This window comes from uncultured Maribacter sp., from assembly GCF_963977385.1.
Taxonomy (GTDB): domain Bacteria; phylum Bacteroidota; class Bacteroidia; order Flavobacteriales; family Flavobacteriaceae; genus Maribacter.
In genome coordinates this window covers 39,080-56,057 of record NZ_CAXBOU010000003.1, presented here as the reverse complement: position 1 = coordinate 56,057, position 16,978 = coordinate 39,080, and the positions used below count along the sequence as shown (strand labels likewise).

The 16,978-nt window shown below is 37.5% G+C and carries 14 protein-coding genes; 3 read left to right on the top strand and 11 right to left on the bottom strand.

Annotated features, from left to right (window positions below; genetic code table 11):
• Positions 1 to 22 precede the first annotated feature (22 nt).
• Positions 23 to 1,180, bottom strand: coding sequence for a Gfo/Idh/MocA family oxidoreductase (locus tag AAC084_RS05650; RefSeq protein ID WP_339838069.1), 1,158 nt, complete (start codon positions 1,178 to 1,180; stop codon positions 23 to 25).
• 52 nt (positions 1,181 to 1,232) lie between these two features.
• Complete coding sequence (locus AAC084_RS05645; RefSeq protein WP_339838066.1) at positions 1,233 to 2,282, bottom strand: TIM barrel protein; 1,050 nt, start codon at positions 2,280 to 2,282, stop codon at positions 1,233 to 1,235.
• A 213-nt stretch (positions 2,283 to 2,495) separates the two neighbouring features.
• Between AAC084_RS05645 and AAC084_RS05640 the strand changes: the two genes are divergently transcribed.
• The 3 genes from AAC084_RS05640 (at position 2,496) to AAC084_RS05630 (ending at position 6,012) form a co-directional block, all read left to right on the top strand.
• A complete protein-coding gene (locus AAC084_RS05640; protein WP_339838064.1) occupies positions 2,496 to 3,380 on the top strand; it encodes an AraC family transcriptional regulator in 885 nt (294 codons plus the stop codon).
• Between the two features lie 649 nt (positions 3,381 to 4,029).
• Positions 4,030 to 4,869 (top strand): sugar phosphate isomerase/epimerase family protein, encoded by an 840-nt coding sequence (locus tag AAC084_RS05635; protein WP_339838062.1) that lies wholly within the window; start codon positions 4,030 to 4,032, stop codon positions 4,867 to 4,869.
• Between the two features lie 30 nt (positions 4,870 to 4,899).
• Positions 4,900 to 6,012: a ThuA domain-containing protein gene (locus AAC084_RS05630; RefSeq protein WP_339838060.1), complete on the top strand. Its 1,113-nt coding sequence runs from the start codon at positions 4,900 to 4,902 to the stop codon at positions 6,010 to 6,012.
• Positions 6,013 to 6,282: 270 nt separating this feature from the next.
• Here AAC084_RS05630 and AAC084_RS05625 read toward each other — a convergent pair whose 3' ends face one another.
• From AAC084_RS05625 to AAC084_RS05585, 9 genes are all read right to left on the bottom strand, one after another.
• Positions 6,283 to 7,383, bottom strand: coding sequence for a hypothetical protein (locus tag AAC084_RS05625; RefSeq protein WP_339838058.1), 1,101 nt, complete (start codon positions 7,381 to 7,383; stop codon positions 6,283 to 6,285).
• Positions 7,384 to 7,452: 69 nt separating this feature from the next.
• Positions 7,453 to 7,770, bottom strand: a complete 318-nt coding sequence (locus AAC084_RS05620) for a hypothetical protein (protein WP_339838056.1) — start codon at positions 7,768 to 7,770, stop codon at positions 7,453 to 7,455.
• Positions 7,771 to 7,849: 79 nt separating this feature from the next.
• The gene (locus tag AAC084_RS05615) at positions 7,850 to 8,083 is read right to left on the bottom strand and encodes a hypothetical protein (RefSeq protein ID WP_339838054.1); all 234 of its coding nucleotides are present in this window, start codon (positions 8,081 to 8,083) and stop codon (positions 7,850 to 7,852) included.
• An 18-nt stretch (positions 8,084 to 8,101) separates the two neighbouring features.
• The gene (locus tag AAC084_RS05610) at positions 8,102 to 8,233 is read right to left on the bottom strand and encodes a hypothetical protein (RefSeq protein ID WP_339838050.1); all 132 of its coding nucleotides are present in this window, start codon (positions 8,231 to 8,233) and stop codon (positions 8,102 to 8,104) included.
• Between the two features lie 21 nt (positions 8,234 to 8,254).
• Positions 8,255 to 8,647: a hypothetical protein gene (locus tag AAC084_RS05605; RefSeq protein ID WP_339838047.1), complete on the bottom strand. Its 393-nt coding sequence runs from the start codon at positions 8,645 to 8,647 to the stop codon at positions 8,255 to 8,257.
• Positions 8,648 to 8,686: 39 nt separating this feature from the next.
• Positions 8,687 to 10,045, bottom strand: coding sequence for a sulfatase-like hydrolase/transferase (locus tag AAC084_RS05600; protein ID WP_339838045.1), 1,359 nt, complete (start codon positions 10,043 to 10,045; stop codon positions 8,687 to 8,689).
• A 67-nt stretch (positions 10,046 to 10,112) separates the two neighbouring features.
• On the bottom strand, positions 10,113 to 11,903 hold the full coding sequence (locus AAC084_RS05595) for an alpha-L-fucosidase (RefSeq protein ID WP_339838042.1): 1,791 nt from the start codon (positions 11,901 to 11,903) through the stop codon (positions 10,113 to 10,115).
• A gap of 44 nt (positions 11,904 to 11,947) precedes the next feature.
• On the bottom strand, positions 11,948 to 15,283 hold the full coding sequence (locus tag AAC084_RS05590) for a VCBS repeat-containing protein (RefSeq protein WP_339838039.1): 3,336 nt from the start codon (positions 15,281 to 15,283) through the stop codon (positions 11,948 to 11,950).
• 147 nt (positions 15,284 to 15,430) lie between these two features.
• On the bottom strand, positions 15,431 to 16,963 hold the full coding sequence (locus AAC084_RS05585; RefSeq protein ID WP_339838036.1) for a RagB/SusD family nutrient uptake outer membrane protein: 1,533 nt from the start codon (positions 16,961 to 16,963) through the stop codon (positions 15,431 to 15,433).
• Positions 16,964 to 16,978 lie beyond the last annotated feature (15 nt).

The window sequence follows — 16,978 nt, the reverse complement described above, 5'->3', positions numbered from 1 at the left end:
GTTTTTGGCTACGGCCAATTCTTTAACGCCAATGAACCCCTGTATCTTTCCAACTTTTAGACTTTGCTGATTCTAGTACAGCTTCGCAGACTTTTTGGGTTTCCTGTGCTTCACTGAAAGTTGGTGAACAAGGCTTTCCTTCCTCTAGACTCTTCAAGAAATCGGCTACTTGATGCACAAAACTATGTTCATATCCGATGGATAATCCTGGCACCCACCACTTGTCCATATAAGGATGATCACCATCCGTTACATGTATAGAACGCCAACCCCGTTCGATAGATTCATCTCTATGGTCAAAATATTCCAAACGCGATAAATCGTGTAAATTCCATTTTATGGATGCATGCTCCCCATTGATTTCAAAAGTAAAAAATGCCTTGTGACCTCTTGCATATCGAGTGGATTCGAAAAGGCCTAATGATCCATTATCAAAATGGCAATGGAAAATGCAGGCATCATCGATATCTACTTTTTGTATTTCTCCCGTGCCGGTATGAACCCTTTCCTTGATAAAGGTTTCTGTCATCGCGGAAACGTCTTTGATACCCCCGTTCAACCACATGGCAGTATCTATACAATGTGCTAATAAATCGCCTGTTACTCCTGAACCCGCCACTTTATTATCTAAACGCCAAAGCCCCTCCCCTCCTTGAGGAAGTTCAGGACTAATAGTCCAATCTTGTAAAAAATTAGACCTAAAATGAAATATCTTGCCCAGTTTACCAGAATCAATTAATTGTTTTGCTAGGGTAACCGCCGGAATTCGCCTATAATTAAAATAAACAGTGTTTGGAACACCCGCTTTTTCAATGGCATCGACCATAGGTTGAGCCTCGGCTACTGTTCTCGCCAATGGCTTTTCACAAAGTACCATCTTCCCCGCTTCGGCGGCTGCAATGGCAATCTCGGCATGCATATTATTTGGCGTACATATATCAATAGCATCGATATCATCTCGTTTAATCAATTTACGCCAATCAGTTTCAACAGATTCGTAACCCCATTGTTCCGCAAAAGCTGTGACCCGTTCCTTATTACGTGCGCAAACCGCTTTTAAAACTGGTTTAAATTTTAGTTCTGGAAAAAAATCTCCAACTCTTTTATAAGCGTTAGAATGCGCGCGCGCCATAAGTCCATAACCAACCAATCCTACTCTAATTTCCTTTTTATTGCTCATTTTATTTTACAATCAAATTTTTGACTTAACTACTCATAAAATACTTACAGTTTCATTCTGCTTCGTACCATCCGTGTAACTCACGTACTTTTATCATGGCAGCCAGTATGTCATTCCATGTCTTGGGTTTCATCATTACTTCATTAGGGAACATACAACCATCCCAACAGATGTGTTTCAACTTCTTAGTTAATAATCCGTTTTCATCTCTAAGCCAATGACCTGCATCGACCGCAATATCCAATTTACCGTTAGGGTCAGATGCTTGACAATGTCTACCGGTTTTATCATGAGAACCTGCTCCAAAGACAGTACCGTCATTTTGCGCAACGTGGAAATCTAATGTCCAAGGTCGCAGTGCAGCTGTTAAGGTTTTAAGCCCTTCTATTAAGGTGGCCCTATCGTTCCAATCAAAATCTTGAGGAAGAATCCGTTCATCTTCTTTATTATATCCAAGAAGATATAATAAGGTATGTGCCATATCTGCCTGAAATCCGATATTTGGTCTATCAACAGCCTCTAATGTTCTAAGCATTGTTTTCCAACCATGCATACCGCCCCAACAGATTTCGCCTTCAGCAGCTAGTGACTCCCCATAATCAGCAGCGACATCACAGGCTTCACGAAAGGTTTGAGCAATTAATTTTGTATTTCCAACCTCGTCCTTCGCCCAACTTTCAGGGTCGACGGAAGAGTCTATTCGTATAACGCCGTTGGGCCTAATTCCCAAATCACGCAATTTTTTTCCAATTTCACAGGCCTTGCGAACTTGTGAAACAAATTGTTTTCGCTCTTCAATAGAACCCATGGCAGAACCACCGCCTGTACCTGTCCAAATAGGCGCGACCAAGCTCCCTATTTCTAAGTTTTTAGCGCGAGCCTTATCGGCAATCGCTTTGATTCCGTCATCACTGGCATCGATATCTAAATGGGGATCAGCAACAAAAAGATCAAATCCATCAAATTTAATGCCGCCTACCTCTGCATTGGCAGTAAGCTCAATCATCGTATCGATATCTATCGGTGGTTCAGAATCAGGACCTTTTCCTACCACTCCAGGCCACGAGGCATTATGTAATTTTGGAAAGTTATTTTTTTTCATAACTAAAATTTTATCAATTTGTTTTATTACAGGTAATCCGATAACATCGGAAAAGTCTCATGAAACAAATTCGTATACTAACAAATATAAGCTTTGGAGGGATTTTGATTTTCCTGTATTTTATTAAATAGTAGTACTTTTTTGCCTTAATTTAGTAAATATTCAAAATTTATAGAAATATTTAGTTAATATTCAAAATATTAAAGAGAAGTAATGGCTGTTCCGAATATAGAAAAAACACTAAACCCAAATGAACTTTTTTTGTTTAAAGATTTAATTAGCCCTCATTTTAATCCTAACTGGCATTTTCATCCTGATCTTCAAATCTCGTTTATTGTAAGCGGCAAGGGAACACGATTTATTGCTGATCATGTAGAAACTTTTGAAGAAGAAGATTTAGTCTTAACTGGCACGAACGTTCCTCATCTTTGGAGAAGTGACGAAGCCTATTTTAATCAGGACAGTAACTTATCTACCAGAGGTTTGGTAATATATTTTAATCAAGAACTTATAAATGATGGTCTTTTACAAAAAAATGACTTCTATCATATCAACAAGCTTATTAAAAATTCGGCTAGGGGTATAGAGTTCTATGGCGAAACAAAAAAAGAAATTAAAGCGCTGTTGTTAAAAATGGAAAAGGCAAAAGGATTTAAAAGAATTATTCTTTTATTGGAAATCATTAATGTGCTCGCCAATAGTAAAAATTATAAATTATTGGCCAGCCCGGCGTATACCAATGTATTAAAAGCTGATGATACAAAAAAAATGAGTCTAGTTTATGAATATGTCATGACTAATTTCAAAAGTAAGATAGCTCTTGAAGATATTTCAGATATGTTGAATATGACTACAACTTCTTTTTGTAAATACTTTAAACCCCGGGCAAACAAAACATTTACTCGGTTTGTAAATGAAATTCGTATCGGACATGCCCGAAAATTACTTCTTCAAGACAATTTAAATATTTCGGAGATAGCCTATGAATGTGGATTTAGTACTTTATCCAACTTTAATAAACAATTTAAATCCATAGCTGATATGCCACCTTACGAATATCGTAAGTTGTTTTTGAAGATTAAAACTTCAATAACATAAGTTTGATTTAATGTACAAGTGACTAAAATTTGCTAGATCCTATTAAGAAATAGAATACTTGTGAAATTTTGAGATAAAAAAGTACTACTATTTACTAAAATATAGGAATTTTATTTTTCTAATTAGCAATAACTTTAAACAGTTAATTTCAATACTATTCTTAAAGTTACTTTTTTGTTAGTTCATTAATATGTTGTGTTTGCATCCGCAAATAATGGATATGGAGATTTCAAATGCTAAAATCGTTTTTTCCGAAGATGTCTCACATTATATTGATGGTAGTGTTTTTTTAGATTATTAATTGGGGTATCATACCTTATTTTATGGAATGCGTTTATTTAGAATAGCCAATACAGTGGTTTTAACAATTCCAAATCGCTTTTGTTTATTTAGTTTCAATTTACAATAAAAAAAATAATGAAATTAAACTTATAAGATAATACTAATAACAACCGGTTCATTAATATATTTCGGGGCAACACGTGCCTGAGAGATTTAAAATTATTTACTGAGCCGAGGGATTATTGCATATATACCAAATGTTATTCAAACATTTGAAATGATGATTATTTGAATACCAGAAAGGCATAAATTAAAGTTAACGACAAGATTCCTGCTTTTGAGGAAATAAATATAAATAGTATAATTTATGAAAATAGGAATGAACATGCTCCTTTGGACGAATCACGTTACCGAGGAACACTATCCCATAATAGACACACTTAAGGAAACCGGATATGATGGTATTGAACTATATATGGGAGATGGTAATTTAACACATTACAAAAAGCTTGGCAAACATTTATCTGAACTTGAAATGGGCGTTAACGTTGTTACTGGTCTTTCTCCCGATGAGAATATATCAAGTAAAGACCCCAACATTCGTCAAGTAGGTCTTGACCGTTTAAAATGGGCCATTGACAATGCCCAAGCTTTAAAAGCTGATATTATTTGTGGTCCAATACATTCTCCATTTGCGTTTTTCAGCAGACAACCACCAACACAAGACGAAAGAAAACGAAGTGCAGAAATGCTGCGAAAAGCAGCGGAGTATGCAGCTGAAGCCAATATCATGTTATGTCCTGAGGCCCTAAATCGTTTCGAATGTTACCTATACAATACCATGGCTGATTTAAAAACTTTAGTTGAAGCGGTTGACCATCCTAATTTGGGTGCCATGTATGATACCCACCACAGCAATATTGAAGAAAAAAGTCAATCTCAAGCACTTAAAACCATAGCCCCCTATTTAAAGCATGTTCATATTAGTGAGAACGATCGCGGTACGCCTGGAAGCGGACAGGTGGCATGGAGTCAAGTTTTTTCGACGCTTAAAGAAATTGGTTATGATGGCTGGCTAACTATTGAAGCGTTCAGCACTATAATTCCCGAATTCGCAAATGCAATTAACGTGTGGCGCGATTATTCTCCCCCAAAAGAAATTTACACCAAAGGATTACAATTTATTAAGGAAGGAATGGAGGCTTAACCTTTTAAAAATAAAAATATCACATAATTTATGAAAAATATATACTGTCTGTTCATACTATTAATAGTAGTTGCCTGTAAGGAAAATAAATCTGATAAAAGTGCTGAAGTTCCAGTGGTGGAAACCCAGAAACAGTGGCTTGTTTATGAAGGTTCTGAAGATAGTGCCAAACATATTGTCTTAGTTTCAGGGGATGAAGAATATCGCTCGGAAGAGGCGCTGCCGCAGCTCGCCAAAATATTATCGAAGCTACACGGATTCAAGTGTACTGTCCTCTTTGCCCAAAATCCTGATAAACCGGGAATAGTAAATCCAAATTATGTAAAAAATATCCCAGGTCTTGAAGCTCTAGATTCTGCTGACATGTTGATTCTTTTTACACGTTTTAGGGCTTTACCAGATGAGCAAATGCAACATTTCGAGGATTACTTGATGGCAGGCAAGCCTCTGATGGGTATGCGAACTTCGACCCACGCTTTTAATTTCAGTAAAGATGACATCACTAATTTTGCTCGTTATAGCAATGGATATAAAGGTGACCAAACCGAATGGATTGATGGCTTTGGTCGATTAGTGCTTGGAGAAAAATGGCATACCCACCATGGTCATCACAAAAATCAAAGCACTAGGGGAATCATTGCTAACAGTGCTACATCACATTCAATTACCAATGGGATAATTAGTGGAGAAGTTTGGGGCCCTACTGATGTTTATGGGGTTCGGTTACCTCTACCTGGAGATAGTGAACCTATCATATTAGGCCAAGTTATCAATAGAAAAGGTGATTTTGATAAAAATGATTTGTTCTTCGGCATGAAACCATCAGATGATGAACTCGCTACCAAGAACAATGAAAATTTGATAGTAAACGATGTGCTAATGCCCATTGCTTGGACAAAAAGTTATCAAATACCGGGAGGTAAAAAAGGAAAGGCCTTTACTTCAACGATTGGTGCAGCCTCCGATATGTTAAATGAAGGTGTTCGAAGATTATTGGTCAACGGTGTTTTTTGGGCAATGGAAGAGACTGTTCCTGAAAAAGCTAATGTTGATTTAATAGGGAAATTTGACCCTTCTGCCTATGGTTTTAAGACAGATGAATATTGGCTAAATAAACAATTGACCGTGGAAAGCCTACAATAGCGATCCTCATTGGAGGAAAGCGAACAGTATAAGGTTTTTTAAAAATAGATTGTCATACAGCTATCCATCTTTGTAAACCTTGAAGGAAAGTGCATCAAAATCAAAATTTTTTTTAAATTTCCAGAAATAGAAACAAACGCACTATCAACTTAATAACGAGCATATTCCGATAGTTTTCCGGCGCTTCCGTAAATTCCAAACCCTGACTAAACCCATGGACTAGAATTAGCAGATAGAAATACAAAACTATAGATGCTTTATTTATAAAATTTATAATTCAAACCTAATATTTATTTGCTCTTGATTGTGCATCACACCAAAAATGAACTCTTTCAATGTTGGATTATCTTTGATGATATACTGTAAATGCTCAAAATCACGAACAGGCATATCTTCATATGAAATGATAACATCTCCTGTTTGAAAACCTGATCGTCCCAGGGCGGAATATCTCGGTACATTTATTAGCATGACTCCCTCTGTGGCAGATAGACCAGCTACGGAACGTTCATCCATGGTCTCTACATCTTTTACCTTGGCAGTGTCCCATTCATATGTTTTGCCCTCTTTTTCCAAAGATAAAGCATCGATTCTAGGAGTTTTGGGTTTCTTCACCATACCTCTTAATTTCTTGGAGACGACCCCGAATTGATCCATAGGAAAGTTTTTGAAACCGATTTTGAGCGCAGGTGATTCACTTGTAACCCTGAAGTCCCCATTTTTTCGATCTAAAAATAGGGGGTCTCCTACCAATGAATTTGTATCGGCATGATTACGTGAGAATTTTGCCCTATCCACCTCATTCGTGATAAACAGATTTGAATCTAATTGCTTGCCCCATTGACCATTTTTCGGCATACCCCTATTCATTATGGCCGGTCGATATGCTCCAGATACAATATTTTTCTTAAAAACATCACCACTTTTCGGGTACCAAACATGAGGGTGAAGACTATTGTTTAAAATAACATTATTATATGCTTTTCTATTATAACCTTCCCTCATTTTTAAACCTCCATTTAAGAGTACATTGTTGTAGATAAGATACTGCGAAGAGCCATCATCAAAATCGATATCCCAACCGTGGTCACAGCGCCATCTACTATTTCGGATGATATAAGGTTCTATTATATCGAGATAGGGCAAGAGGGTATCCTTTGCAACCTGTTTAACAGTTTCCTTGATATCAGGAGTCCAAAAACAATCACGTCCCCACGAGTTGAAACTACCATTATCTCCCGTTTCCAAAACCGTATTGAATAGGTCACAATTTTCAATAGTATGCCCGCTGAAAGTGCCTTCACTTATATTGATCCCGGCACGTGGCACATCATATATAAAACAATGATTTACAGTTATATGCGATGACATTGGTATTTGAACAAGAGCAGTCTGTTTTTCAAAACGCCCCGTCATCGTAATTAAGCAATCTTCTACTAATCAATCTAGAGGATAGTTATCCCCTTTTGGACCGGGAACTCTATCCATTGCTTCATAATCTTGAGGTCCGTACCTGAAAATAGGGTTCCGTATCATTTTTGGATCTCCCACAAAAGCGATACCACTGGCGCCGGAATGATGAATGCAGCAACCCTTGAACGCAAGTCTTCTATTATAGTTATTTACAAAAATACTGTTGCCCATTAATGGGTCAAATTCGCAATTGGTTATAGCACAATCTTCGGCTCCCGTGAATTTTATGGCACCCCCTCGATAGGTAGTGCAATCACTACGTAACAAGGGTTCTTTGTTTTCCATGAAACTACATGATGCATGACGAAAAACTAAACCTTCAAAAGTTATGTACTGCACAGGGTTTCTCTTTGACCCCTTAAATTCAACAAGATTTTTTTAGACGAACGACTTTAATCTTTGCTTTTTTAATATCAATATTTCCTTCGGGATAGTAGTATAAGATTCTTTCCGCCTTATTGAAATACCATTCTTGCGGAGTATCTAATTCTTCATAAACATTTTCAATGAATCGATATCGGGGATGCATTTCTGATGGTCTGTTATTCTGCCAACCTCCTTCAAGAATAAGACTATCATTTTCAGTCTTACCTTTCACCAACCAATGCATATCGCACTAAAGTGCAGCATGCATAGCATGAACATAAGCCCCTTCCGGGTTATCATAAGATGCGATACGTTGCTTACTTAAAGGGTCATTCTCGAGATCAGGTTCCTTGGTGTGGATTAAATCCCAAGTATCAAACACGTTTTTTCCTTCTACAGCATTTTAGAATCTGGCCATTCGTTGATTAAGACTATTTACATAGCGCTGATCTATGTTCGATAAGCTTTCTGGGATTTTGGCTTTGTAAAGTTCCCAGTTCAAATCTAAAAGGGTTCCGCCACTGATTTCTGCCTTCCCTTCATTGGCAGCCCGATATCTAATGTGATTTTCTTTAGAGCCAGATTGTTTTTCCTCAAAAATTACCAGCCCTGATAGATAATAAGTACCATCTTCAAAAATAATATCGACCGAACCCTTTTTCTTCAATGCAATTGAAAGATTTCTGGCTTTTTGCATTGATCTCACTGGTGAATTTTTAGTCCCAGAGACCATATCATCACCATTTTTGGCAACATAAATTTCAATAGTTTGTTTTTGGCAAGCAAAGAAACTCAATACTAAAAAACTAACATTATGTTGAACCCTATCTTTATTTTACTTTTTTTCAAGTCGAGGGGGTAACTCTCTCTGCCATTGTTCTAATTGTACCAACATCTCCGAGGTTTTAGCCATATTTTCGTCTGAAAGATCTTTACTTTCAAACGGATCAGCAGAAATATTGTAAAGCTCAACACGTTCTAGTTTACTGTCAGTCAGCAGTTTCCAATCACCATAGCGCACCGCGCCCGAGACCCAACCATTAGGTCGATTCGGGTCTTGTGTTTCAAAGCGCCAATCCCAATAGAGAGGTTTGTTTCGTATAAACGGAACATTATCAAAAATAGCGGCAAAACTTTCCCCATCTGGTCTGTACTCTATGGGAAGTTCTTTTTGTGCCAATTCAGCAAAAGTGGGCAATAAATCAACTGCAGATAGTACACTTGTAGTATCAATTTTATTTGCCTCGACCTTCCCTGGCCAGCGCACAATGAAAGGTACATTTACACCTCCCTGAAAAACATCCACTTTACGTCCTTTTAACCCCCCAGTTGAGCCAACATTCAATGCAGGAGGAACATGTGCCGGGCCATTATCACTACTAAAAATAACAAGAGTATTCTTGTCTAGACCCATTTCATTCAAGGCTTTCATTAAACGTCCAATATGCCGATCAACATCAGTCAATACTGCAAAATAAGTTTCCTTATCAGGCTCGAGTCCCTTATAAGGTAATTTTTGCTGTTCATTTGGCCATAAAGGCGTGTGCGGATCTTTCAACCATAGATTAATGAAGACAGGTTTTTTACCTTGATTTCTTTTTAAAAAATCAATGGTTTCATCCACAACTATACGACTAGAGCTCTGTACCCAAAGTGTGTCGCTATCCATATACCGCGTTGTAGGCCAAAGCTTATCTCCTTTCCAAGTCGGTCCATTCCCGTTCCAAACACGCGTTTCATCATATCCATAAACTTTAGGTTCTGGAGCGGACAGATCGCCATTCGGTAAGCCACCACCTCCCAAATGCCATTTACCAAAATGGGCCGTAGTATAACCCGCCTCCTGCATTATTCGTGGCATATAGACGGGTAGCGAATCATTGAGCCAGTTTGGCATGTTACGTCTTGAATTGACTTCATTACCTGCAAAATGACCATGCACGCTGTGCCTTGCGGGAAAGTGCCCAGTAATTACTGAAGTCCTGCTTGGAGAACATACGCCACTAGTGGTATGAAATTGTGTGTACATGGTTCCTTGGCTGGCCAATTTGTCAATATTGGGAGTTGCCACCTCAGTACTTCCATAGCAGCCTAAATCACCATAGCCCAAATCATCTGCAAAAATAAAAAGGATATTGGGGCGACGTTCTTGAAGTACCTTTCCCTTCTCTTTAAGATTACCACAAGCACTCATAATGATTAACAATAAAAAAGAGATGCTATGTTTTATCCAACTCATTATAATGATTTATTGATTAGGTTCAATTCAAACTTCCGACAGGTGTAAACCTGATTTGTTTTAGGCTTGCCTTTTCGAATTCTCCTTCTACAAATGAGACATCAATTTTATGTTTTCCTGGCTTGTCGAACTTCAAAAGACCCATTTGAAAAAAGCTGTAGATATGAGAAGAATTCTGCTGGTTCTGCACCAAATAACCTTCATCTGATTCCACACGCCACACCATTCGGTCTTGTCCGGCATAATTGAGGTCTATCTGATAATAACCAGCTTCCATAATATCAACTTCCCAAGTCACTCTAGCCGATGGTGTCCAATCTTGTGCCTGTTCAATATGTTTCCACTCACCAAACTTTTCCATCCATTTTTTTTGTTGAATACTACACCCTTTTGCAACAGCAATATCGACAGGAATTATTGTAGGAAAAACTGGATCTATCCCCATAGTTTGATTTACTACAGGCTCACCTTTTAGCGTTACCTCAATAACCGAAATAAGCTTTTCAGGCCTTACAGATGGGAGCTTGAAAGACACCCATCCATTTTTTTTGTTTGTAGCTATTTTTAGTTTTTCACCATCAACCCATAAGTTAGCAGACTCAATTTCGTTGTTTAGACCTGGCAGGGAAATTTCACCATCTAGCGGCCAATTGTATATACATAAATTCAATGTATTGTCTGAGACAGTGATATCGCCCCAAGGCAGTACATGTCCCCAAGGTGAAGATTTAGCCTTATATATGACCTGCGGATACTCCTTGATCCAACTACCTGCGGTTCTTAGAAAAGTTTCAGCCTGATAGGGAATGGTTCCATCTGGTTTCGGCCCTACGTTGAGCATATAAGTACCGCCTCTAGCTACAGTTGAAATTATATTTTTCAAAATAACTTTTGGACTTTTCCAATTTTCGTCATACCATGCGTAGCCCCAAGAATCATTAGTTACGTCAACAGTTTCCCATAACCCTTCCACATTTTTGATAGGAATATTCATGTCTCCTAACGAAAGGTAATCACCTAGACCATGCCCCGCACGCCCAGAAATCATGGCATTTGGTTGGTTCTTTCTAACGATGGCGACTAACTCTTCTACATATTTTTTTTCCATATCCCCAGGAGTGTCAAACCATACCATGGCAATATCTCCATATTGTGTCGTAATCTCCTTTACCTGAGGTAGGCACTTTTCTTTAAAGTAATAATCAAATCCTACTTCCTTACCTTTTTCATTAGTCTTTGGTCCTCCATTACCACCCGGGAAGGTCCAGTCTTGATTATGTGAGTAATAGAAGCCAAAACCAAGTCCTTCTTCTTTACAGGCTTGCGCTAATTCTTTCATTGGATCTCGAGAAAATGGAGTTCCTTTTACAATATTGAAATCATTACTTTTAGAATTGTACATCGCAAAACCATCATGATGTTTACTTGTTATCACAATGTATTTCATACCGGCAGCCTTCGCTAATTTAGCTATTGCTCTTGCATTAAAATTGACTGGGTTAAAATTTTTGGCCTCCGCTATATAATCCGTCACAGGAATCCCAGCCCTTCTGGGGTTCATAATCCATTCACTTATACCATAATAGGTAGTGTCTTTCCATTTATTGGCGATGTTCGAATACAAACCCCAGTGTATAAACATCGAATAATTACCATCATCAAATAGTGATGCTCGATCTCCAATATAAGATCGGTCAATTTTGGTTTGATCTCCCCACATTTCATCCATCCCCTTTTCTTTTTTGTCTTGGGCATTTAGTCCAAGACAATCAATCAAGAAAATTAAAGCAGCCAATTTTATTGTTTTTTGCATAGATTCTGTTTTTAACTTCTATTGACCTTTTTTAAGTGAATTAACTAATTCTTTAAAATATTTTTTTCAAAAGAAATTAATTTAAGTGTATCATTATTAATAGCAAAAACAAAGCCTGGTTTCTGCAACTCCCCGATCTTGATGGCGGCCATAGCCTTTACTTCATTATCTATTAGAAGTCCGCTTTCATTCATTAAAACGGCATCAAAACCCTTTTTACCGTCATTTTGAAGCACAAGGCCTAAACCCGCGTCGACTCTCGGAGTTTCGACTTCGGTATCATACAAGTTACCAGCGACCAGTAAATCAGGGAAATCATCATTATTATAATCAAAAATGACAATGTCATTAATTGATGAAAACTGTGCTTCTATAGGTAGTTGATGTTTTTCATATGTGCCATCACCATTATTTTCAAACCAATAATGGGCAAAAGTGTCTACTTTTTTATGTATAGAAGTTTCGAGCATTTTTTCTCCATAAATATCTGTTAAATTTGCTGATGCAAATGAAGCATATGTTTCGAAATTTCTTTTTATCATTGGAATCTGTTCTGAAGAACATTGCCTTCCCCTAACGGGAAGTTTGACGCCTTTTTTTGTTACGCTTAACACGATATCCTGTCTATTATTTTCATCAAAATCATTAACGTAAATCTCAAAAGGAGATTCTTCAGTACTTTTATGCTTACTATTTAATCCAAGGTTACCTGCAACAATATCCATATCACCATCGTTGTCTAAATCTACCGTTTCAAGGCTGTACCACCACCCTACCGTATTCTGGAAATCCATTTTTTCGGTAACGTCATTTAAATGAATACCGTCATTTTCAAAAAATGTAATTGGCATCCATTCACCAGTCATAATTAAATCTTGTTTTCCATCAGCATTAAAATCTTGCCATAAGGCATCGGTTACTAGCCCAATATTTTGAAGTTCCGGAGCTACTTTTGACGTAACATCGGCAAAGCGCAAAGATGTATCAGAACCTCCTTTATTTTCCAAAAGATAACTTCTAGGAGGTTGAAGATAGCGCCCGGGTTGAATTCTTCCTCCAATAAAAATATCCATATCACCATCGCCATCATAATCTACAGGTGCGACTTTGAGTCCACTTGCATTTATTTCAGGCAGAGATTCCTTTGATTTTATGAAACCGGATTGGGTATTTACATAAAGTCGATCTTGATAAAAACCATCCTTGGACATGACATCATTGCCACCACTTATCACATATAAATCTTGGTCTCCATCAGCATCGGCGTCAAAGAATACGGCACCTGTATCCTCAAAAGTCTGGTCTTCAGTCCAAGGGCCATCCATCTCTTTGAATCTTCCCGATTTATCCTGAAGGAATAGCCTTCCTTTTCCATTTTTGGCATTACCAACAAAAAAATCATCAAGGCCATCTTTGTTGATATCCTTAACCGCTAAGGCCGGACCTAGTTCTGAATTTTTGTGTGGAAGAAGGGGCTCTATCAAAAAATCATTATACAGGTCTTCCGTATGGGCAAAAAGTAATCCTGATCTTTTTGTAATATCTGTAAATGCCAATGTTCCTTTATCTTGTTCAGCCTTTTTATCTTCGGCATTCAAATAATGAAGGTCCAAAGTTTGATTTACTTTTATATTATTTAAAACCTCTGTCTTACCATCTGGCCAAAAAACTTCAATACGGTCTACAATATTTTCTTTTCCCACTCCGAAGTGAACTATAGGTTCTATACTTGATTGAAAACCGCGGGATAACGTATGTTCGATCCACTGTACATTAGTACCTGAAACAAGTTTAATTTTACTTCCAAGACCCATGGGGTTTTGTTCATTCCCGTACAACTTAAGTCTAAGAAAGTTTGCCCCAAGATTATTGTTTTGGAGAAGACTTGCTTCTTCGTCAATATTATTGATAACGATATCTAAATCACCGTCATTATCCAAATCTCCATAAGCAATACCGTTTGAAAAACCTTTAGTGTTGACATTCCATTTTTTCGAAACATCCTCAAATTCATAATTCCCTTTATTCCTGAATACAAAATTTTCAATAGGCGTAGAAGGGGCCCGATTCATATCTATTTTTTCAGGAACTATACTGGTGCTTTTTTCTCTAGTCAACAAATCATTATTGTTTACATCAAGTCGCATACCATTGGTAATAATAATATCTTTCAAACCATCATTATCAAAGTCTGCGAAAAGAGGGGCCCAACTCCAATCAGTAGTTGCGATTCCCGTTAGTCTAGCCACATTACTAAAAATAGGTCTACCGTCATAAGTTATACCGTTATTTACCTGAAGGCTATTCTGCATGTACTGATAATGAAAGCCCATGGAGACCATACCGTAAAACGATTGGGGATTCATACTAGCCATATTCGTTTTCGATCGGTAGTAGTCATTAGGCGTCATATCAACCTGCATAAGATCCATTAAGCCATCATTGTTAAAATCAGCAGCATCAACCCCCATTCCGAACATCGAAGTTTGTCTACTAGTTTCCTTTATTCTTTCACTAAACGTGCCATCACCGTTGTTTATGTATAAGTAATCAGGCACATTGAAATCGTTGGATACATATAGATCCTTCCATCCATCATTGTTAAAATCACTAGCGACTACACCTAAAGAAAGTCCAAAATTTAATACTCCGGATTGTTCAGTAACATCTGTGAACTTTCCATTTCCTTCATTTCTGAAGAGATGACCAGAATCAACAAGATTTCTTTGCTGCATTTTATCAAAATAAAATGTGTTGGGCATGGTCAATGGTATGATAGAATAATTACCGATATATAGATCCAAATCACCATCGTTGTCTGCATCAAAAAAAGTAGATTGTATGGAATTACTTTTGTCGGCTAAGCCATATTCCTCTGCCATTTCTGTAAAAGTAACTTGCCCACTATTGGTCGAAGGACCATTATTGATAAACAATTGGTTTTGGGTATTATCCCCAAGACCGGAAACACTGACGTAAATATCTAACCATCCATCAGTATTGATATCGACCATGGTAACCCCGGTATACCATCTTGAATCACCTGTAATATTGGCGTCAATGCTTATATCTTCAAATTCCATATTCCCTTTGTTCAGATAAAGTTTATTAGAAACCATATTACCCGTAAGAAATACATCGGTAAGATTATCGTTGTTTATGTCGCCTAGAGCTACCCCACCGCCCATATAGATATATGGGAATGTATTGTAGTTAAAAGTATCAGAAACAGTAATTGTATTACTAAACGATATTGAAGACTTTTTGGCAATTATTGCACTAAACCCTTGATTTGTGGAATTATCATCATTGTTTTCCGCAATGCAGCCGATAACCATTATTAAAAAAAAGAATAGTAAAGTTCTAAGTATAATTCTCATATCATGAACAATTGTCATTAAATAATATTATCTATTTTACAAATATTTGAACAAATTCAACCATTCAATATTTTATAGAATAAGATAATCCCCAGTAAAAACTAGGGACTATCTTTCAATTTAAACTAACTCAACAAAAATTATTATCTAATATCCTGGATTTTGATTCAAATTGGAGTTCGACTGTACATCTTGAGCAGGAATAGGAAGATATTCATCTCGACCTTCAACAAATACTCCTTGGCTATTCGACCTAAAATCAGGATTTTGCCCAAACCGTTCAGCAGCAATGCCCCATCTATTCAAATCAAAGAATCGGTTACCCTCGATGGCAAGCTCTTTAACACGTTCATCTCTTATAGCCTGTCTTAATTGTGATTGATTCAAACCTGAAGCATTCGGCATACTTACACGATCTCGAACTTCGTTCAAGGCATCAATTGCGTTTTGTGACCCTCCATTGACTTCATTTTCCGCTTCGGCGTACATCAACAGTAAATCCGAATACCTGAATATTTTCCAATTATTGGTTGCGCCTTGCCAAGAACCAGGCGTAAGTGCATTTTCTTTTCTAAAATTGAGGTATTTTCGAACCCAGACCCTATTCAAATCATCTCCAAGCATAGTTTCTTCAAATGCATCTTGATAAATCATTGCCCCAGGATAATTCCATAATAAAGTAGCTTTGGCTCTAGGGTCCTCTGTTCCTTCTGTTGTTTGTTCGCTTAGAAACAAATCCAACACCCATTGATTGACGCTCATACTCTGTTGACTACTATAGTTACGTGGTGCAACATCGGCCTCCCAAGCTTGCGCCCTATATACGTTGCCACCTGCTCCGCCCCAACCTCCGGTCTCGTTGCCATCGTATTGGATTTCAAAAATCGACTCCGGAGTATTGGAAATCTCTTCTATAAAATTGTCATTGTAGTTTGCGTTCAAATCATATATTCCTGAGTCCTTAACTTTCTTGAGCTCTATCGCGGCTTTTGAAAAATCTCCCGTATATAGATATGAACGTCCAAGAAAGGCAGTGGCAGCACCCCAAGTGGCTCGCCCAACTTCACCTTTTGGTGGCCTACCGTCTTGTGGTAAGCTGGCTTGGGCAATTGTAAAATCATTGATTATAGCAGCGTATGTTTGCTCAATAGTAGAATTTGGCAGAAAAAGTTCTTCCAGACTCACTGCTTCTTCTAAGCTCAAAGGTGAAGTACCCCATAAATTTACTATATAGAAATAGGCAAAGCCTCTTAAAAAATGAGCTTCCCCTAAAATTTCTTGTTTTCTTGTAGCATCCATGTCAATAGCGGGTACTCTACTAATGACTTGATTCGCACGCGCTACCATTTTATACCACTCTTGATATATTTCGCTAACTCTTGGGTTTTCAGGTCTAACTTGCAAAGCACCTGCATCGTTAACATTAGATTGCGGAAAAGGGTTTGCAATATCAGATCTATGGATCAAATGTATACCCACCAATATTCTTCCAAACATAGGAATGGTAGGAAGTGGTGCATAAACTGCAGTTAATCCGCCTTCTGCATGCTCTTCAGTTTGCCAAAAACTTTCGGGCGTAGGACTATTTGGATTCGTTAATTCCAATTCATCAGTACAATTAATAAACGTAAAAAAGGTACTGAAAGCTAAAACGATGAAAATCTTTATTTTACTTTTCATTTTTATAATTTTTTA